Here is a 19,084-nt window from a genome sequence, read left to right on the forward strand (position 1 = left end):
TGACCCGCCTATCGGATGGCAAAGCCCCCAGGCGGGCCGCCCTCATATAGCGAGTCGGTCTGGGGGCTTTGCTTGCGGCATGTTTATTTTTCTGTGCGACTTTTGCTCTGTGCGAAGCGGTAGGATCTATTACCGGTCTCGATGATGGCGCAGTGGTGCGTGACGCGATCCAACAGCGCGGTTGTCATTTTGGCATCGCCGAAGACAGCGACCCATTCCCCGAACTCCAGGTTGGTGGTGATGATGACGCTGGTTTTTTCGTAGAGCTTGCTGATCAGGTGGAACAGCAGTGCGCCGCCGGATTTCGGGAACGGGATATAGCCCAACTCGTCGATGATAACGCAATCCAGGGCCGACAGTTGCCGGATGACCTTCCCGGCATTGCCATCGGCCTGCTCCTTGATCAGGGCATTGATCAGATCGACCGCGTTGAAGAAGCGAGCCTTCTTGCCATTGTTGATCAAGGCGGTTCCAAGCGCGATGGCGATATGGGTTTTTCCCGTCCCGGTTCCGCCCACCAGGATGAGGTTGTGTGCCTCTTCGGTGAACTGGCCCGAGCAGAACGGTTCGATCTGGGTTTGAGTGACGGCGGCCGCACCGTAATCGAAGGTGGCGAAGTCCTTGTGATGGGGGAACTTCGCGATGCGCATTTGATACTGGATGGAGCGCACCCGCCGCTCTACAGTCTCCGCGTCGATCAGTTGCTTTATCGCTGTGGTCAGACTTGGTGGCTTGCGCGCGGACAGCAAATCATGGGCGCAAGCTGCCATTCCGTGCAGCCTCAGGGCGGTGAGTTGGTCGATGAGGGCATTCATGCCGCGACCGCCCCGGCTGCACACAGCGTCTCATAGCGCTTGCAATCGGCCTCGGGCCGAAGGGTCAGCTGCGGATAGGTATAGGCGTCGCTGAGCGGCGTGATGACCGGCTCCACCAACTGGTTGATCAGATTGATGATGGCGGGCGGGCGCAGCGTGCTTTGTTCCACTGCCAATTCGCAAGCCGTCTCAACCACCTCGATCCCGTGATCCTGGGCCAGAAGAAGCAGATCGACAAACTCCCGATCCCCACCTTTGCCGACCATGTAGCGCTCCCTGATCCGATGCATGGCATCGGGCAGTTGCCAGTCCACGAAGGGTGCCCCGTTGCGCAAGGCACCTGGCTTGCGATCCAGCAGCGGCACGTAATGCCACGGCTCAAAGTAGCTGACGTTGCGGGTGAAACGACGCTTGTGCTCGGCGATGACATCCTGGCCCGACACCAGCACGATCCGGCCTGCATAGGCGCGCAGCGACACATGTTGCCCCGCGAATCGGGACGGCACGCTGTAGCGATTGCTGGCATATTGAACTAGGCAGGTGGAGCGAACCCGAACGGTCTTTTCCACGTATCCGTCAAATGCCCGCCCCAGGGGGCGCAGATCGGCGCGTTCGTCTTCGAACAACTGTGCAATCGTGCGATCCGATTGCTCGGGATGGAGCCGGTTTGCCAATTCCTCACAGCGTAGCCGCAACCAATTGTTCAGCGCATCCAGATCATTAAAGGCTGGCATGGGAACAAACAAACGGCCTCGTAAAAACTGGACCTGGTTCTCGACCTGACCCTTCTCCCAACCCGACGCGGGGGTGCAGGCCACCGGCTCCATGACATAGTGGTTCATCAACGCTAGGAACCGCGGATGGAACACTCGGTCCTTCGAGCGTGAGACATAGGTCACCATCGTTTTGGGATTGTCGATGATCACCCGACGCGGAACCCCGCTGTAAAAGGACAGCGCCCGCACAAAGGCATCCAGCACCATTTCCTGGCTCTCGCCGGGATAGGCGGCGACAAAGGGCTTGCGGCTGTGGCAAAGCCGGAAGTGGGCAACCTTCACCTTCTGCTCGACACCGCCCAGGACAACCCGTTCCTCGCTCCAGTCAAATTGCAGCGCGTCACCTGCCGCAAAATGCAGCGGGATAAATGCCTCGCCCGAACTGGCACCGGCCCGCTTCAGATCGCGGACAAATCGCTGAACCGGCGAATAGGAACCGGTATACCCTTCCGACACAAGCTGCTCATAAAGCCGCACAGCCGTCCGCCGCTCCCAGCGCGGCCGCTTCTGATCCTGATCGAACAGATCTTGAAGCCGAAGATCAAACCCGTTGCACAGTTTGTGGCGAACCGGCGGGACCTGGCGCTGGTAGCTCGGCGGGCTCTCATCCTTCAGATAATTCTTGATCGTGTTGCGCGATAATCCCGTCGCCCGCGCAACAGACCGGATGCAGCGCCCTTCAACCAGCACCCACAGACGGATCTTCGATACACTTTCCATCAATAACACCTGCTCTTTCCTCCGCACTTCCTGTGCGGATGTTAACGAAAACAGGTGGGTCAATTTTACTCGCTCATAACCCACCTAAGTGGGTCAATTTCGCATGCCAATTCACATTCTCTGGATCATGCGCGTTGTCTGTCAGGGCCTGGGAATCCGCCAGCAGAAGGAATTGTTCATCGCTGTCCTGGTAGCGCAGCCGGTTTGAAAGTGAGCCTGCATAGTGCCCGATGTGAAGTGGCCCCGTCGTGCGATCGCCTGTCAAGATGGTTGGTCTGATCATTTTGCGTGTTCTCATGAATTGAGAGGCAGCACGTCGGGAAGCTTGGAAAACAAAAGGCCGCCCGTGCGGCGGCCTCGGAATACGTTTGGTCATCCGGCCACTCTGTCAGGAGGCCAGCCACCAAGTCATTGCGATGGTCGTAGTGTTTTCCATAAGACGGCAGATATCGTCGACACGATCATGCGTCAATCGAATGGTAGAAAGAGTTTGATCCAACGTTTCGCTGCAGGAGTAATGAAAGTCCGCTCAGTCCTGTGAGCCGGCGTTAACGCAGCGCGCAGCGAATGACGGATTTCTGCCCTCTATCCCCAAGTTCTCACATCCGCAGAGAAAACAGAGCGCCTGCAGCGAACGGCAGAACGGTTCCACTCAACTATTCCAACCAGAGTATCGCCGATGCGTAGGTGAGCAAAACCGCACAGGCCGCGCCGGCGCAGAAAAATGTTGCGCGCATCGCGATTTCCCGGCCGAGTTCCTGCTCTAAGCCTCAGACGAGCCTCCCCCAGCCATTGCCCTCGACGGCATCGAGCCCCATCCGGTGCGGCGATCAATTTTGGAAACTAAGCTCAAACCTTTGAGCGCCCAACTCTGCTACTAAAGCGCTAAAAACCTCGGAAATAGCCTGTAAGCCACTGAATCAAAACGAGAAAAAGAATGCCCTACCGATCCACCATGGGTGCCACGCTCAGGCGCGCGGCGCGGTAAACCTCGGCGTGGGTGAGGTTTTGGTCGCGCATGCGGCGGGCTCCGTCTTTGGGTCACGGCCTTCTGCACGGCTTTGCAGGGGTGGCGCAAGCTGTTCTTATGCCGCAGCCGCCCCCGCGCGGGATGTCGCGAAGGGCGGCTGGCCGCGTCACACCGCCGTCGCCGTTTCCGCCTGCGCTAGAATGCCCAAACGCGTGAAAACCCGCTCAAGGTCGCGGTCACCGAAAGGTTTCTGCACCACGGCGCAGCGGCCCAGGGCCTCGGCAGCGGGCACTTCCGCTTGGCCGGTGGCAAAGATGATGGGCATATCGGGATGCGTTGCCCGGACGCGGGTCGCCACCTCTTCGCCTGAGATATCTGGCAGGCCCACGTCGATCAGCAGCACGTCGTACGCGCCAGCCTGCAGCCTGTCCAAGGTTTCCTGACCCGAGGCGGTTTCCGTGACTTCGGTGCCAAGCCCGCTGAGGATATCCGCCAGATCGAGCCGGATCAGCGCGTCGTCTTCGCACAGCAGCACATGACGGGGCCGGTCGGGCAGCTCCTGCGCCGGGGTCTCGGTCTTGGTCGAGGTGACCGGGGCCGAAGACAGCGCATCGCGCACCTTGATCGCCAAAGCGTCTTTGGTGAAGGGTTTGGCAAGGAACTGCACCCCGGCGTCGACCCGGCCATCGCGCACGATTGCATCGCGCGAATAGCCCGAGATGAACAGGATCGGCAGATCGGACCGCTCGGCCTGAAGGGTTTCGGCCATCTCGCGGCTGCTGAACTCGCCGGGCATGACGACATCCGATATCACAAGGTCGAAGTCCGGCGCTTGCCGCGCTGATTTGAGCGCCGCCGTGGGGTCTTCTGCGGTGCGCACGCTATAGCCCAAATCTGTCAGCAAGGCGGCGGTGGCGTCGCGCACCTCAGCGTCGTCTTCGACGAGCAGCACGGTCTCACTCCCGCCTGCGATCTCGGAGGGGTCATGCCACTGCAAAGGCTCCGCCGCCGTCTCGGCCCGCGGCAACAGCAATGTCACCGTCGTGCCCGCGCCGGGGCGGCTGGCGATGGTCACCCGCCCGCCCGATTGCCGCGCGAAGCCATAGACGGTGGACAGGCCCAGCCCGGTGCCCTTGCCCACGGGTTTGGTGGTAAAGAAAGGGTCAAAGACCTTGGCCAGCGTCTCGGCCGGGATGCCGGGCCCGTGGTCGATGATTTTGACCTCAACATAATCGCCCGCCACCATGTCAGGCTCACCAAAGAGTTCTTCTGGGCCGACGTGCCGGTTTTCGACAGCGATCCTCAGCTTGCCGCGCCCCTCCATCGCGTCGCGCGAATTGATCACGAGGTTCAGCACCGCGTTCTGGGTGCTGGCCGCATCGGCATAGGCGGGCCAGAGGGCCTCGGGCGTGTCGATCTCGACCTCCATCCCCTCGCCCAAGGCGCTGCGCATGATGTCGTCGATATCCCGCAGCAGATCGCGCAGGTCGATCGAGCGGGGCTGCAACGGCTGGCGGCGGCTGAAGGCGAGCAGTTGCGAAGAGAGCGAGGCACCGCGCTCCACCGCGCGCATCGCCGCATCGAGCCGCACCCGCACAGGCGAATCCGCGGCGATCTCGCGCGCGGCCATGGTGAGGCTGCCGGTCATCACCTGTAACAGGTTGTTGAAGTCATGCGCGATGCCACCGGCGAGATTGCCCACCGCCTCGACCCGCTGGCTCTGCGCCAATCGGTCATGCAGCTCTTCCAACTCGCGGTTGCGTTTCTCGACACGCTCTTCCAACGTCGTGTTCAGATCGGCCAACTGGCGCGACAGTTCTTTTTGTTCGTGAATGTCGGAATTCGTGCCGACCCACCGCATCAAAGCGCCTTGGTCGTCCCGGATTGGTGCGCCGCGCACCAGATGCCAGCAATAGGCCCCATCGGCCCGCCGCAGACGAAACTCGGTCGCATAGACCGTACCGGTCTCCACCGCATAGGCCCAAGTCGCGATCGCCTCCGCGCGGTCATCGGGGTGAATGATCGTCGGCCAAGCGTCGCCCACCAGACTGCCCGGTTCCGCGCCCGAAAAGGCGTAGACCTGATCGCTGATCCAATCGAGACGCCCATCGGCGGTGGCGGTCCAGACATGAACCGGCATGGTATGGGCCATGGTGCGGAACCGTTCCTCGGCCTCGCGCAGCCGGGTTTCGGCAAGCTTATGGGCGGTCACGTCATGGCCTTGGATCATGATCCCGATCGTCTCGCCATGGACGTTGTCGAGCGGTTGGAACACGAAATCCACCACGACACGTTCCGCCGGACCCTCGGCGCTGCGGCGCACCCATGCCTCGGCCCCATGTTGGCTGACGGCCTCTCCGGTCCGGTAAACCTCGTCGAGCATTTCGAAGAAGCCTTGGCCCGCGATCTCGGGCAGCGCCTCGCGGACGGGTTTGCCGATGAGATCTCTTTGGCCCACCAGTTGCATATAGGCGGCGTTGACCGTGCGGAAGACGTGGTTCGGCCCCATGAGGGTGACCATGAAGTTCGGTGCCTGTTCGAAGATCATCTTGAAAAGATTGATCCCGGTATCAAGCTCAAGGTTCTGCTGGGTCACCTGATGGGCGCGGCGCAGCACGGCGGCTTGAGCCGGGCTTGGGCGCGCGTCATCTGGCGTTTCGGCGGCGTATATCTCGGTGATGTCCTGCGTGTGCTGTAGAAGGAACTCAACCTCCCCTTCCGGGCCCAGGATCGGCGTATGGGTCGCACTCCAATAGCGGTCTTCGGTTTTGCCGTCGGCCGTGTCGATCGGATAGGGAATGACAGGCAGGTGATCCGTGGTGCCATCGCGGAACACCCGCTCGAAAGACGCCCGCAGCATCCGCCCCGACTCGCTTTCGGGGTCCGAGGGGAACTCGTCGAAGAGGTTCTTTCCAATAAGCCCTTCCATCTTGCGGTCCGTCACCTGCAGATAGGCGTCATTGGCCCAGACCACCCGAAGCGCACTGTCCAACAAGACAAAAGGCGACGGCGCAGCTTGGAGGATTCTTTCAAAGTCGTGGTTCATCTTGGGGGTCTTCTATCCAATGGAAGGTGCTGGTCGACAGGCCGAAGGGCGCGAGGACGCCCGCAGCTGACAAGCGGTGCCCGCCACGCGGGGGCGGATTTCGAATGCGGGTCTACATGTTATCCTATCTCGGAACTGTCGGGTTTGGGCAATGGCGCCGCTGCGTTTTAAACGCGTTTCGGGCATAGTTAGCGCGCAACCTGCCGGGGGCCAGAAATTCGCGCAGATTTTGCATGGCCTTGCACTCCGCGCTGAGTTTGCGATGAATGGGGTGGCAGCGATGGGCCGCCCCGGCTGGCCGCGCAGCCGATCGACCATTGCCCTCTGCCTATTGAACCCCCGCCCTTTGCCAAAGCCATTCAGGACCCCCGCATGACATTCCGTTTCATCCACGCGTCCGACCTGCATATCGGGCGCAAATTCGCGAATATTCCGCAAGCGCCTGACGGCAATATCCGGGGGCGTCTGATGGAAGCGCGGCATGGCGCCATTGCCAAACTGGCCCAGGCCGCGCGGGATCACGGCGCGGCGCATGTGCTCTTGGCGGGCGATACATTCGACACCGCGACGCCCTCGGCCAGCGTGCTGCGGCAGGCGCTCACCGCCATGGGCGAGGCGGCGGAGGTGACATGGTGGCTCCTGCCCGGCAACCACGACAACCTGCGCGATGCCGAACCCCTGTGGGAGGTGATCGCCCGCGATGCACCGCCCAATCTGCGCGCCCTCACCGAAGCCGCCCCGGTCGAAATGGCCGAGGGTGTCAGCCTGCTGCCCTGCCCCGTCGCCTTTCGCGCGGGCGCCAGTGACCCAAGCGCCCCGCTGGACCGCATGCACAGCCCCGAGGGCCATCTGCGCATCGGCCTTGCCCATGGCGGGGTCACCGATTTCACCGACAGCGGAGAGGCCATCGCCCCGGACCGGGACCAGCGCGCGCGGCTCGACTACCTCGCCCTTGGCGACTGGCACGGTCGGATGGCCGTCTCTGACCGGGTGCACTACTGCGGCTCGCCCGAGCAGGACCGGTTCAAACACGGGCGCCGTGGCGTCTGCCTTGCGGTCGAAATCGCAGGCCCCGGCGCGCGCCCCAAGGTCGAAGAGGTCGAGACCGGCAGTTTCCTGTGGTCTGAGGCCGAGGTCACGCTGCACCCCCGGCAAGATGTCGCGGCGGCTTTGCAGGCGCTCTTGCCCGAGACAGGGCGCAGGGACCACCTCCTGCGCGTCAAGGCGGGGGGCTGGGCAAGCCTTCCCGATCGCGCGGCTCTTGCCCACGCGGCCCAAGCCTGCGCCCCCGATTTTGCCCATTTCGAATTGCTGACCGAGGGGCTGGGCACGCAGTATGAAGCCGCGGACCTTGATGAGATCGACCGCGGCGGCGCGCTGCGCATGGCGGCGGAAACCTTGGTGAGCGAGGCGCAGTCCGAGACCCTTCCCCAATCCGACCGTGACGTGGCCGCCGATGCGCTGGCCCGGCTTCACGCCTATGTGCAGGGGGCAAAAACATGAAAATCCGCGCCATCACCCTCAACAACGTGCGCCGTTTCACCGACCCCGCGCAGGTCACCGGAATCGGCGATGGGATCAACGTGCTAAGCGAGCCGAATGAACACGGCAAATCCACCCTCTTCGACGCGATACAGGCGCTGTTCTTCAAACCCTTCGGCTCGCGCGACAAAGAGGTAGCGGCCCTGCGCCCCCATGCGGGCGGCGCGCCCGAGGTGACCATCGAGGTCGAGACCGAGGCGGGCCGTTTCGCCCTGCACAAACGCTGGTTTCAAAAGCCCCTCGCCACCGTGCACCGCGATGGCAAGCTGATCGCGCAGGCGGATGAAGCCGAAGCATGGATCGCGCAGCTTTTGGGCGGCGATGCGGGCGGCCCCTCGGGGCTGATCTGGGTGCGGCAGGGGATGACCGCGCTGACCGGTGGCACGACCAAGGAAGAGAAACTGGCGCTGGAGGCGCGGCGCGATCTGATGACCTCGGTCGGGGCCGAGGTGGAAGCGATGACCGGCGGGCGGCGCATGGACAAGGCGCTGGCGCAATGCCGCGAGGAGCTTGCGCAATACGCCACCAGCACCGGACGGCCACGCACCGGCGGGCCGTGGAAAGAGGCGCAGGATCAGGTCGAGGCGCTGATGGCCACGCGCGATCAACTGGCCGCGACCGCAGGCGCGTTGCAAGACGCTTTGGCCGAACGCCAGCGCGCGCGGCGCGCCTTGGCCGAGCTTGAAGCGCCCGAGGTGGTCGCCGAACGGCGCGAAAAACTGGAGGCCGCCCGCGCCGCCCATGCCGCCGCGACCCGCCATGCGGAAGAGATGGAAGCGTTGAGCCGGGCCGTGGAACTGGCCCGTCTCAACGCCGATAATGCCACATCGCGTCTCAACAACTACCGCGCCGGAGAGGCCGAGCAAAAGGCCGCCCGCCGCGCTGAGGCCGCAGCACGCGAAGCGGCGGAGGCGGCCCGCGCCGCCCTGTCAGACCGTCGCGCCACGTTGGAGGCCGCAGAGGCCGCCGCCGCCGAGGCCCGAACAGCGCTCAAAACCGCCGAGGATGACCACCGCCACGCCCTCCGCGCCCGTGCGGCCCGCGACGGCGCTGACCGACGCCAAGCGCTCGAAGCGCGCATCAAAGAGGCCGAAGACGCCCGCCGCCGGATGGAGAGCGCCAGAGCCGCCGCCAAATCCGGCCCGGACGCCGCGGCGCTGCAACGGTTGGAAAGGCTTTCCGCCGAACTCTCTGCCAGCCGCGCCGCCCGCGATGCCGCGGCCCCGCAGGTGACGGTTCGCTACGCCCCCAATCAATCGGGCGCCATCCACGGCGATGACGGCCCCTTGGCCGATGGCGCCCCCCTGCCCCTGCCACGCCGCACCACCCTGCGGATCGACGGGGTCGGCGATCTGGAGATCGAGCCCGGCGCGGGCGGCGGTGAGGACGGCTCCGTCGACGCCGCCGCGGCCCGGTTGCAAACCGCCCTTGACGAGATCGGCGCAGCTGATCTGGCGCAGGCCCGCGCCGCCGGGGCTGCCCGTGCCGAGGCCGCCGCGCGGCAGGGCGAGGCGAAAGCCGTGCTGGCCAGCCTCGCCCCCGATGGGATCGACGCGCTGCACCAAGCCCTCGCCGCCATTCCTGCGCCGGAAGAGGTCTCCGGCGCGCCGGATCTCGCGCAGGCCGAAGACGCGCTGCAAACCGCGCAGACCGTACATGAGCGCTGCCGCATCGCGCGTGAGACTGCCGCCGAGGCGCTGGCCGATGCCAAGGCCGATGCGGCGGGCAAGGAAGCGCAGCTTGCCTCGCTCACCGACCGGCTGCAGCGCGCCGAGGCGCAGCAGGCCAAGCTGGGCGATGTCACAGAAAAAGACCTCGCCGCCCAAACCGTCACCACCGCCGCCGCGCTGGAGGCCGCCCGCCTCGCCCATGCAGAGAAGGCCAAAGACGCGCCGGATGCGGCCAGCCTTCAGGCCGCGCTCACCCGCGCGGAATCGGTCGAGACGCAGGCCCGAGAAGAGATCGCCCGCCTGCACCCCCTGCTGGCCCGGCTGAGCGAACGCATCACCCGCGCCTCTGGCGACGCGGTGGAGGAACGGCTGGCCGAGACCGAAGACCAATTGCAAGCCGCCGAAGCGGGCCTTGGCCGGATCGCCCATGAGGTCGCGGTGCTGACCCGGCTGCAAGAGGCCTTGCAGGACGCAAGGAACGAGGCGCGAGAGCGCTATTTCACCCCCATCGTCAAAGAACTCAAACCGCTGCTGCAACTGCTTTGGCCCGATGCGGAACTGACATGGGGCGAGGAATCGCTCCTGCCCCACGCGCTGATCCGTGAGGGCCGGGAAGAGCCGATCGAGGTCCTTTCGGGCGGCACGCAGGAACAGGTGGCCCTGCTGGTGCGGTTGGCCTTCGCGCGGATGCTGGCCCGGGCGGGGCGTATCGCGCCGGTGATCTTGGACGACGCGCTGGTCTTTACCGATGACGACCGGATCGAGCGGATGTTCGACGCGCTGCACCGGCAAGCGGGGGATATGCAGATCATCGTCCTGACCTGCCGCCAACGCGCCTTTCGCGCCCTTGGCGGGCAGGCTTTGCGGCTTCAAGCGGTGGCCCCCTAGCGCCGAATGAACTTTTCCCCCCGTTCGGCGTTAGCCTCCTGACGTATGCGCAGGGCATCTGGGGGGAAGACATTGAACGATATCGCCGCGATCAGACGGCTGCTGGAGGTGCTGGTTCTGATCGCCCTCTTCGTGACGGCCTATTTTGCCAAGGACCTGCTGCTGCCGATCCTGCTGGGCTTCCTCCTTGCGCTGACGCTCAGCCCGCTGATCCGCTCTTTCGAGAAATTCGGCATCTCCGCCCCATTGGGTGCCGTGCTGCTGATTGGCTGTGTCGGACTGATCATCTTTGTGCTGGCTGGCCTGTCGGCGGGCACCGTGGCGACTTGGTCTGACGAAATTCCCACCATGGGCAATGAGATACGGCGCAAGCTGCAGGGCTGGGCGCAGACGGTCGAGGATGTCCGCTCGGCCACTGAACAGGTCGAACAGATCGGCACCGAGAATGGCAGCGGGAGGCCCGAAGAGGTGGTGGTCAAACAGCCCGGCTTGCTGGACAACGCTATGAATACCGGCGCGCGGATCGGGGGCACCGTGGCGGTGGCTTTGGTCTTGGCGCTGTTTCTGCTGGCCTCGGGCGATCTGTTCTACCTCAAACTCGTGCAGTCCTTTCAGACCTTCACCGGCAAGAAACGCGCCTTGAAAGCGGTCTATGACGTGGAGCGCCGCGTGTCGCGCTACCTGCTGACCATCACCATCATCAACGCAGGCCTGGGCATCTCGGTGGGGCTCTACCTCTTCGCGCTTGGGCTGCCCGTGCCTTACGTCTGGGGCTTGGCGGCGTTCTTGCTGAACTTCCTGCCCTATATCGGCGGGGTGATCGGTGCGGTGCTGGTGGGGGCCTATGCCATCGCGACCTTCGACAGTGTCGGCTATGCCATCCTCGCCCCGCTTGGCTATCAGATCCTCACCGGGATCGAGGGGCAATTCGTCACCCCCTACCTCGTCGGGCGGCGGCTGGAGTTGAACACCGTGGCGGTGTTCCTCACCGTGGTCTTCTGGGGCTGGCTCTGGGGGATTGCGGGCGCGCTGGTGGCGGTGCCCTTCCTCGTGGTTTTCAAGGTGATCTGCGAGAACGTGACCGCACTCAACATGATCGGGCATTTTCTGGATAAATCCGCCCCCGATGTGGCGGCAACCGCGGCGGATGAACCCGCCGCGGAAAAGCGCGGTGGCTAGGGCCGCTTATCCCGCGAGGGACGGCAGCCAGAGCACGATCTGCGGGAAGGCGACCAGAAGGCCGATTGTGACTGCGTCAGCGATGAAGAAGGGCATCACGCCGCGGAACACGTCCTGCACGCTGAGGTCGGGGCGCACGCCCGCGACGACAAAGCAGTTGAGGCCGATTGGCGGGGTGATCAGACAGAACTCCGCCATCTTCACTACCAGAATGCCGAACCAGATCGCGCACATCGGACCCGACATGCCAAAGGCACTGTCGGCGGCCGAGACCATCTCGCCCCCGTTAAGCGCCATGACCGCCGGATAGACCACCGGCAGCGTCAGCAGCAGCATCCCGATGGCGTCCATGAACATCCCCAGCACGGCATAGGCCAAGAGGATGCAGATCAGGATCAGCATCGGCGAGGTTTCGAGCGAGGAAATCCAGTCGGCGAAGGCACCGGGCAGATCGGCGAAGCCAAGGAAGCGCACATAGATCAGCACGCCCCAGATGATGGTAAAGATCATCACCGTCAGCTTCGCGGTCTCCAGCAGCGCGTCCTTCAACTCGGCCAGCCGCATGCCACGGAAGACGGCCATGCAGAAGACGATAAAGGCGCCCACGGCCCCGCCCTCGGTCGGGGTGCCCCAAGCGTCGCCGAAGGGGTTGTAGACGAAAAAGATGATGATCACGACCACGGCGACAATCGGCATCGCAGCGGGGAGCGAGGCAAATCGCTCGCCCCATGTAAAGCCGCGCACCGGCGGGCCGACGCTTTTCCAGATCATCGCGATGCCGATGATCAACACCGCATAGACCACCGCCGAGAAGGCACCCGGGATAAAGCCCGCGAGCAGCAACTTGCCCACGTCCTGCTCAACGATGATCGCGTAGATCACGAGGATCGCCGAGGGCGGGATCAATGAGGCCAGCGTGCCCCCTGCCGCCACGACACCGGCTGCGAATTGCTTGTTATAGCCGATCTTGAGCATTTCGGGGATGGCGATACGGGCAAAGACCGCCGCGGTCGCGACCGACGCGCCTGACACTGCCGCGAAGCCCGCCGTGGCGAAAACGGTCGAGACCGCCAAACCGCCCGGCACCCAGGCGAACCAACGTTTCGCCGCCTCAAAGATCGCCTTGGTCAGGCCCGCGTAATAGGCCAAAAAGCCGATCAGAATGAAGGTCGGGATAAGCGAGAGGGTCTGGCTCGATACCTTCGAGTGCGGCACTTGGCCCGCGGTTTTGATCGCCACGGTCAGCGCCCAGCCGAGCTGGTCCCACTCCATGCCCTTCTTGGCCCAGAAAATCCAGATCAGGCCGACAAGCCCAGCCATGGCCGCGGCAAAGGCCACCCGCATGCCAAGCACCACCATGACGAGCATACCGCCCGAGACCCAAAGGCCGATTTCAATAGGATCCATCAGTCACGTCCATCCAGTTGTTCGGCCTCGGCCATTGCTTGTTCCGCCGCCGATTGCACCAGCGGCACGGCCACGGGGCGCTCCAGCCCCAGCACCAAGGCCCGGCCATAGCCCCAAATTTGCAGGCAAAGCCGCAGGGAGATCACGACGAAGGCCAGCGGCACCACGAGCTTGCTGGGCCAGATCGGCAGGCCGATGTCGATCGAACTGTCGCGACTCCACATCGGGGCGTTCATGTCAAAGCTGCGGTCGAAATGCGCCCAAGCGCCCCATGTCAGCGCCAGCATCAGCAAAAGGATCAGCACCACCGACAGCAGTTCCGCCGCCCAAAGCGCGCGGCCCTTGAGCTGGCCGATCAGGATGTCCATGCGCACATGGCCGCCCATGCGTTGGGTATAGGCGATGCCCATGATGGCGATGAAAGGCATCGCCGCTTCGATCCAGTCGACATAGCCCGCCAGCGGCGTGGAAAAGAACTTGCGCCCCCCCACGGACCAGACGGCCAGTATCATCAGTGAGAAAACGGCAAGCCCCGAGATCAGGGCAAAGAAGGTTTCCAGCTTCAGCAGGCCCCGGTCGAGGCGGCTGAGGAGGCTGCTGTCCTCCAGCACGGCGGATGATCCGGCCATCGGCTCTCCTTTTCAGAAAGTCTGTTTGTTGCGTTTTGGAAGTCGAAAGGGCCGCGCGGTCAATCCGCACGGCCCTCACAGTCATGCCCGGCTGGGCTTAGTTCGAGGCACGCTCTTTTTCCAGCGTCTCCATCACGAGGTCATAGAGTTCCTGACCCGGGATGCCCTGCGCTTCCATGTTTTCGATCCATGCTTCGCGCGCGGGATCGGCGGCTTTCTCTTTGAACTCGGCGATGACTTCGGGAGAATACTCAACCTTCTCCACGCCTTTTTCTTCGAGAACGGAATCCCAACGCTCCAGCAGTTCCGCATAGTTGGCGAGGTAGTGATCCAGCGCCTCATCGACCGAGCTGTCCAGCGCTTCGCGCTCTTCGTCGCTCAGCATCTCATAGGCGTCGATGTTCACCACGACAGGGCAGTTCACGGTGCCGGGGTTGAGGTTCGCGGTCCACCAATCGGCCTTGTTGATGGTGCCAAAGGACAGATGCGCGTGCTGGGCGAAGGCCACGGTGTCAACGACACCCGATTCCATCGCGTTATAGGCTTCGGTCGCGGTCACGGATGTGGGCACGGCGCCGACAGCTTCAAAGGCTTTGCCCAGACCGCCGGTGGCGCGGACGCGCATGCCGTCGAAATCTTCCAGCGTGGTGCGCGGATCGCCGGTGCCGACAAGGTTGTACTGCGGCATGGGCGAGGTCATCAGCATTTTCGCGTTCCACTGCGCCATCTCTTTGGCGACGGCGGGGTGGTCATAGACCGCTTTGGAAACCGCGACTTCCTCTTCAAGGTTGCTGACCCCCAGAAACGGCAGTTCCAGCACGGTGATCGCGCGGTTCTTATCGGCGTGGTAGCCGGCGCAGAACTGGGCCATCTCGAAAGCGCCGATGGAGATACCGTCGAGGTTCTCACGGTTCTTGGACAGGCCGCCGTAGCTGACGTTGATGGTGAATTCGCCGTCGGTCTTCTCAGAAACCAGTTCGGCAATCTTTTCCACATGTTCGGTGAAGGCGCGGCGCTTGCCCCAGACCGAGGCGTTCCATTCGGTCGCGGCAGCTTCGCTTACAAACGCGACAGTCAGCGCACAGGCGGCGGCACCGCTGAGCAGATTTTTCATGATGGCTCTCTCCCATAGTTGCCGCCCTTGGGTGGGCGGATTGGCGCACAGGCTACCCCGCGGGGGCTGGCCTGCCAACCCCGTCATGCCGCGCAAATACGACAGCCGCAAGACAGTAGCGCCAAGTTTGACTGGCAAGGCTTTGAAAAACCGCGCCAATCACCGGGCAAGAGCGAAAAATTTACAGGAATCGCCCCGATCGGGAAAAACCTTTACAGGCAAGCCCTTGTAATCCAGTTGCTTATTCCCTTCTTTTCACGGGCCGCTATGATCCGGCTGAGGAGGATGCCACGGCCACCGGGTTTGACCCGCGCCCCGTGGCGATGCGAACATCAAGGGAGGAACCACCATGTCCGACGCCACCGCCAAGACCTATCCGCCATCCACCGACATGGTCGCCCGGGCCCATGTGGACGCGCAGACCTATGACAAGATGTACCAAGCCTCGGTCACCGACACCGACGGGTTCTGGCGCGAACAGGCGCAGCGGATCGACTGGATCAAACCCTTCACCCAAGTGCGCGATGTGAACTTCGACCTCGGGTCGGTCAGCATCAATTGGTTCGCGGATGGCGAATTGAACGTCAGCGCCAATTGCATCGACCGCCATCTTGAGACGCGCGGCGATCAGACCGCGATCATCTGGGAGCCGGACAGCCCTGAGGATGAGGCCAAGCACATCAGCTACCGCGAACTTCACAGCGCCACCTGCCGCATGGCCAATGTGCTGCGTGATCTCGGCGTGGGCAAAGGCGACCGCGTGATCATCTATATGCCGATGATCCCCGAAGCCGCCTATGCCATGCTGGCCTGCGCGCGGATCGGGGCGATTCACTCAATTGTTTTCGCAGGCTTCTCGCCCGATGCTTTGGCCGCGCGGGTGAACGGCTGCGAGGCAAAGGTCGTGATCACCGCAGATGAAGCGCCGCGCGGCGGCAAGGCCACACCGCTTAAGGCCAATGCCGACAAGGCGCTGGCGCAATGCGATGCGTCCGTGCAATGCCTCGTGGTGCGCCGCACGGGCGGTGACGTGGCATGGGATGATGCCCGCGACCGCGATTATAACGCGCTGATCAAGGATGCCGCCGACACCTGCGAGCCCACTGCCGTAGGCGCCGAAGACCCGCTTTTCATCCTCTACACCTCAGGTTCCACCGGTCAGCCCAAGGGCGTGGTCCATACCACCGGCGGCTATATCACCTATGCGGCGCTGACACATGAGGTGACGTTCGATTACCACGACGGCGACATTTACTGGTGCACGGCGGATGTGGGCTGGGTCACCGGGCACAGCTATATCGTCTACGGCCCGCTGGCCAATGGCGCCACAACGCTGATGTTCGAAGGCGTGCCCACCTACCCGGATGCCAGCCGTTTCTGGCAGGTCTGCGAAAAGCACAAAGTCACGCAGTTCTACACCGCCCCCACCGCAATCCGCGCGCTGATGGGGCAAGGCAATGACTATGTGAGCAAAAGCGATCTGTCCTCACTGCGCATTCTTGGCACCGTGGGCGAGCCGATCAACCCCGAGGCGTGGAACTGGTATCACGAGGTCGTCGGCCAAAACCGCTGCCCCATTGTCGACACGTGGTGGCAGACCGAGACCGGCGGCCATCTGATGACCCCCCTGCCCGGCGCGCATGACATGAAACCGGGGGCCGCGATGAAACCCTTCTTCGGCGTCAAACCGGTGGTGCTGGACCCGACATCGGGTCAAGAGATCGACGGCAACCCTGCCGAGGGCGTGCTGTGCATCGCCGACAGCTGGCCGGGGCAGATGCGCACCGTCTGGGGCGATCACGAAAGGTTCGAAAAGACCTATTTCGCCGATTACCCGGGCTATTACTTCACCGGCGACGGCTGCAAACGCGATGCCGATGGCGACTATTGGATCACGGGCCGCGTTGACGATGTGATCAACGTCTCGGGCCACCGCATGGGCACCGCCGAAGTGGAAAGCGCCCTTGTCGCGCATGACAAAGTGGCCGAAGCCGCCGTGGTCGGCTACCCGCATGACGTCAAAGGCCAAGGCATCTATTGCTATGTCACCTTGATGAGCGGTGAGGAACCTTCCGAAGAGTTGCGGGCCGAGTTGCGCAATTGGGTCCGGCAAGAGATCGGCCCCATCGCCTCGCCCGATCTGATCCAATGGGCGCCGGGCCTGCCGAAAACACGTTCGGGCAAGATCATGCGCCGCATCCTGCGCAAGATCGCCGAGGATGATTACGGCGCGTTGGGCGACACCTCGACGCTGGCGGACCCCGGCGTGGTGGACGATCTGATCGGCAACCGCATGAACCGCTGACACGCTGCGCGGCGCGGGCGGCTACCTGCCCCCACGCCGCGTTGCATGAGAAAGAGAGACATGGACCAAACCGCCCCCCAAGTGCCACCCCCCGCCTCCGCTGCGGAATGCGACGCCGCCCTGCCGGATATCCTCGCCGCGCCCAAGGATGGCGCCGTGATCGAAGAACTTTGCTTTCGCCCCGATTACGGGGAGCGGGATTTCCGTGATGAACTGGACCTGACCGTGGCCCAAGGCATCCTTGGCGAATGTTGGACCGAGAAACCCTGGCTAACCCTGCCTGACGGCAGCCCCGATCCGCGGATACAGGTCTCCATCCTGCCCAAACGCGTGATGGACCTCTGCTGGCGCGACCGGGCAAACACGCCGCACCCCGGCGATACGATGATCGTGGACATGGACCTTGGCCATGAGAACCTGCCCGTCGGCACGCGCCTTCAAGCCGGGTCTGCGGTGCTGGAGGTGAGCGATAAGTTCAACACCGGCTGCATCAAATGGCGCGATCGCTATGGCCAAGACAGCCTGCGGTGGATCAACCGAAAGGAAAACCGCCCGCATCGATTGCGCGGCGTTCTGTGCAAAATCGTGCAGGACGGCACCGTTCGCCGTGGGGACCGGCTGACCAAGCTCTGACGCCTCTCACATAGAAATGGGCCGCCCCCAGGGGACGGCCCAGATCATCATTTCAAACGTTTTCGCGCGGGTTTAGCCTTCGACGCGCTGAAGGTTGATCTCACCCACGCCCACAGCAAAGTTCACGCCGGTCTGGGTATTCACGCTCAGCGGTTGAAGCGCCAATGTGTTCTCGGAACCGCCCGTCATCAGGTTGGCCCCCGCACCGACACCGACGGTCGCCTCGGCGGAAACGCCTTTGTAGCTGCCGTTCAACCCGCCTTCGGAATATTCCTGCTCGGTCGGGGCCAGCACTAGCCATGACATCTGGCCATTCTCGGTCTTGCCGATGTCGACGCCCCAGCGGTTGATCTCGCCCACATAGGTCTCATCTTCGAGACCTTCTTGAATGGGATTAAAGGTGCAGGTCAGTTCACGGGTGGAGCCGAAAACGAAGCCAGTGCCCTCGCCCACATCGCAAGACAGGGAGCCGATCTCGACGTGGTCGACGGTCTCATTGTCATCGGCCATCGCGGTGGAGCCGAAGGCGGTGGCACTCAGAAGGGCCGCGCCGAGGGTGAGTTTGCTTGCATACATCATCTTTGTCACTTTCCGGCGCGACGAGACGCGCCTTTTCTGCTGTGAACGGCATTCGGGTGCCTTGGACAGACGGCGCAGACCTCCTGCGCCGCCCCTTTCAGACAGCCAGCATCGACACCAATTGGGGCCGATGATGCCTCTCATCGCTGGCCCAACGCCGGGCCTTGGCGGCGGTTCCTCGGCCCAACCGCGGGGGCAAAAATCCGCGCAAGAGGGCCGATGCGCAACGCCCCGGCACCGCTGGACAAATCAGCCGCCACATGGCACCGCTTGTCGCTATGAGTGATGATCTGATCCCCTTCGCGCCCGACAGCGGCGATGCCCCGGCGCTGCGCCGTGCCTTCGGGCGTTTCGGCACCGGCGTGACCGTGGTGACCGTAAAAACCGCCCAAGGCCCCTTGGGGATGACTGCGAATTCCTTCGCCTCGGTCTCGCTCGACCCGCCTTTGGTGCTGTGGTCGCCTGCTATCTCATCCAAACGGCACGATAGTTTCACCTCGGCTGCATCCTTTTGCATTCACGTTTTGGGCGCGGATCAAGAGGGTTTGGCCCAGCGTTTCGCAAGCCAAGGCCATGACTTCTCTGGTTTCGATTGGACGGAGGACGCCGCCGGTGTGCCCACTTTCGCAGGCTGCCTCGCCCGGTTTCACTGCGCGACCTATGCCGTGCATCCGGCGGGCGATCATTCGCTGATCTTGGGCCATGTGCAACAGGTCGCTTTGCGCGAGGATGGGGCGGCGGGCTTGATGTTCGACCAAGGCCGTTACGGCCACTTCACCCCCCGCGACGACAGATAAGAAAAAGGGCGCCC

14 protein-coding genes are annotated in these 19,084 nt (G+C 63.4%); 6 read left to right on the top strand and 8 right to left on the bottom strand.

Going from position 1 to position 19,084, the window contains the following annotated elements; all coding sequences use genetic code 11:
- Positions 1-83 precede the first annotated feature (83 nt).
- The 4 genes from istB to ACGYKA_RS04220 all read right to left on the bottom strand — a co-directional run bounded on the left by istB (position 84) and on the right by ACGYKA_RS04220 (position 6,327).
- Complete coding sequence (gene istB, locus ACGYKA_RS04205; RefSeq protein WP_386375574.1) at positions 84-815, bottom strand: IS21-like element helper ATPase IstB; 732 nt, start codon at positions 813-815, stop codon at positions 84-86.
- Positions 812-2,311 (bottom strand): IS21 family transposase, encoded by a 1,500-nt coding sequence (istA, locus tag ACGYKA_RS04210; protein WP_394417691.1) that lies wholly within the window; start codon positions 2,309-2,311, stop codon positions 812-814. Before istA ends, istB begins: the two co-directional genes overlap by 4 nt.
- Before the next feature lie 73 nt (positions 2,312-2,384).
- Positions 2,385-2,687 (bottom strand): hypothetical protein, encoded by a 303-nt coding sequence (locus ACGYKA_RS04215; RefSeq protein ID WP_394413428.1) that lies wholly within the window; start codon positions 2,685-2,687, stop codon positions 2,385-2,387.
- Positions 2,688-3,447: 760 nt separating this feature from the next.
- On the bottom strand, positions 3,448-6,327 hold the full coding sequence (locus ACGYKA_RS04220; protein WP_394413431.1) for a response regulator: 2,880 nt from the start codon (positions 6,325-6,327) through the stop codon (positions 3,448-3,450).
- A 372-nt stretch (positions 6,328-6,699) separates the two neighbouring features.
- Between ACGYKA_RS04220 and ACGYKA_RS04225 the strand changes: the two genes are divergently transcribed.
- From ACGYKA_RS04225 to ACGYKA_RS04235, 3 genes are all read left to right on the top strand, one after another.
- Positions 6,700-7,830 carry an exonuclease SbcCD subunit D gene (locus ACGYKA_RS04225; RefSeq protein ID WP_394413434.1) on the top strand — a complete coding sequence of 377 codons (1,131 nt, stop codon included), beginning with the start codon at positions 6,700-6,702 and terminating at the stop codon, positions 7,828-7,830.
- Positions 7,827-10,427 (top strand): chromosome segregation protein SMC, encoded by a 2,601-nt coding sequence (locus tag ACGYKA_RS04230; RefSeq protein WP_394413437.1) that lies wholly within the window; start codon positions 7,827-7,829, stop codon positions 10,425-10,427. Before ACGYKA_RS04225 ends, ACGYKA_RS04230 begins: the two co-directional genes overlap by 4 nt.
- 72 nt (positions 10,428-10,499) lie before the next feature.
- The gene (locus ACGYKA_RS04235; RefSeq protein WP_394413440.1) at positions 10,500-11,606 is read left to right on the top strand and encodes an AI-2E family transporter; all 1,107 of its coding nucleotides are present in this window, start codon (positions 10,500-10,502) and stop codon (positions 11,604-11,606) included.
- 6 nt (positions 11,607-11,612) lie between these two features.
- Here ACGYKA_RS04235 and ACGYKA_RS04240 read toward each other — a convergent pair whose 3' ends face one another.
- The 3 genes from ACGYKA_RS04240 to ACGYKA_RS04250 form a co-directional block, all read right to left on the bottom strand.
- Complete coding sequence (locus ACGYKA_RS04240) at positions 11,613-13,013, bottom strand: TRAP transporter large permease (protein WP_394400591.1); 1,401 nt, start codon at positions 13,011-13,013, stop codon at positions 11,613-11,615.
- Positions 13,013-13,642, bottom strand: a complete 630-nt coding sequence (locus ACGYKA_RS04245) for a TRAP transporter small permease subunit (protein WP_067260512.1) — start codon at positions 13,640-13,642, stop codon at positions 13,013-13,015. The genes ACGYKA_RS04240 and ACGYKA_RS04245 overlap by 1 nt, the downstream gene beginning before the upstream one ends.
- A gap of 97 nt (positions 13,643-13,739) precedes the next feature.
- On the bottom strand, positions 13,740-14,756 hold the full coding sequence (locus ACGYKA_RS04250) for a C4-dicarboxylate TRAP transporter substrate-binding protein (protein ID WP_394413443.1): 1,017 nt from the start codon (positions 14,754-14,756) through the stop codon (positions 13,740-13,742).
- Positions 14,757-15,105: 349 nt separating this feature from the next.
- Here ACGYKA_RS04250 and acs point away from each other — a divergent pair, with 349 nt between their 5' ends.
- Together acs and ACGYKA_RS04260 are read left to right on the top strand one after the other, a co-directional pair.
- Positions 15,106-17,061, top strand: coding sequence for an acetate--CoA ligase (gene acs / locus ACGYKA_RS04255; protein ID WP_394413446.1), 1,956 nt, complete (start codon positions 15,106-15,108; stop codon positions 17,059-17,061).
- Between the two features lie 60 nt (positions 17,062-17,121).
- The gene (locus ACGYKA_RS04260; protein WP_394413449.1) at positions 17,122-17,694 is read left to right on the top strand and encodes an MOSC domain-containing protein; all 573 of its coding nucleotides are present in this window, start codon (positions 17,122-17,124) and stop codon (positions 17,692-17,694) included.
- Between the two features lie 72 nt (positions 17,695-17,766).
- On the opposite strand, the gene ACGYKA_RS04265 is transcribed toward ACGYKA_RS04260, so the two are convergent.
- Positions 17,767-18,273 carry a DUF992 domain-containing protein gene (locus ACGYKA_RS04265; protein ID WP_209218611.1) on the bottom strand — a complete coding sequence of 169 codons (507 nt, stop codon included), beginning with the start codon at positions 18,271-18,273 and terminating at the stop codon, positions 17,767-17,769.
- 260 nt (positions 18,274-18,533) lie between these two features.
- Between ACGYKA_RS04265 and ACGYKA_RS04270 the strand changes: the two genes are divergently transcribed.
- The gene (locus ACGYKA_RS04270) at positions 18,534-19,070 is read left to right on the top strand and encodes a flavin reductase family protein (protein ID WP_394417642.1); all 537 of its coding nucleotides are present in this window, start codon (positions 18,534-18,536) and stop codon (positions 19,068-19,070) included.
- The last annotated feature ends 14 nt before the right edge of the window (positions 19,071-19,084 follow it).

It is taken from the genome of Sulfitobacter sp. 1A15106, assembly GCF_043556995.1.
GTDB classification, from domain to species: Bacteria; Pseudomonadota; Alphaproteobacteria; order Rhodobacterales; family Rhodobacteraceae; genus Sulfitobacter; species Sulfitobacter faviae.

Excerpts from the sequence above, each read along its gene's own strand:
- ACGYKA_RS04230 (WP_394413437.1), top strand. The coding sequence starts at position 7,827 with ATGAAAATCCGCGCCATCACCCTCAACAACGTGCGCCGTTTCACCGAC.
- ACGYKA_RS04260 (WP_394413449.1), top strand. The coding sequence starts at position 17,122 with ATGGACCAAACCGCCCCCCAAGTGCCACCCCCCGCCTCCGCTGCGGAA.
- istB (WP_386375574.1), bottom strand. The coding sequence starts at position 815 with ATGAATGCCCTCATCGACCAACTCACCGCCCTGAGGCTGCACGGAATG.
- ACGYKA_RS04220 (WP_394413431.1), bottom strand. The coding sequence starts at position 6,327 with ATGAACCACGACTTTGAAAGAATCCTCCAAGCTGCGCCGTCGCCTTTT.
- istA (WP_394417691.1), bottom strand. The coding sequence starts at position 2,311 with ATGGAAAGTGTATCGAAGATCCGTCTGTGGGTGCTGGTTGAAGGGCGC.
- ACGYKA_RS04245 (WP_067260512.1), bottom strand. The coding sequence starts at position 13,642 with ATGGCCGGATCATCCGCCGTGCTGGAGGACAGCAGCCTCCTCAGCCGC.
- acs (WP_394413446.1), top strand. The coding sequence starts at position 15,106 with ATGTCCGACGCCACCGCCAAGACCTATCCGCCATCCACCGACATGGTC.
- ACGYKA_RS04240 (WP_394400591.1), bottom strand. The coding sequence starts at position 13,013 with ATGGATCCTATTGAAATCGGCCTTTGGGTCTCGGGCGGTATGCTCGTC.
- ACGYKA_RS04270 (WP_394417642.1), top strand. The coding sequence starts at position 18,534 with ATGGCACCGCTTGTCGCTATGAGTGATGATCTGATCCCCTTCGCGCCC.
- ACGYKA_RS04250 (WP_394413443.1), bottom strand. The coding sequence starts at position 14,756 with ATGAAAAATCTGCTCAGCGGTGCCGCCGCCTGTGCGCTGACTGTCGCG.
- ACGYKA_RS04265 (WP_209218611.1), bottom strand. The coding sequence starts at position 18,273 with ATGATGTATGCAAGCAAACTCACCCTCGGCGCGGCCCTTCTGAGTGCC.
- ACGYKA_RS04225 (WP_394413434.1), top strand. The coding sequence starts at position 6,700 with ATGACATTCCGTTTCATCCACGCGTCCGACCTGCATATCGGGCGCAAA.
- ACGYKA_RS04215 (WP_394413428.1), bottom strand. The coding sequence starts at position 2,687 with ATGACCAAACGTATTCCGAGGCCGCCGCACGGGCGGCCTTTTGTTTTC.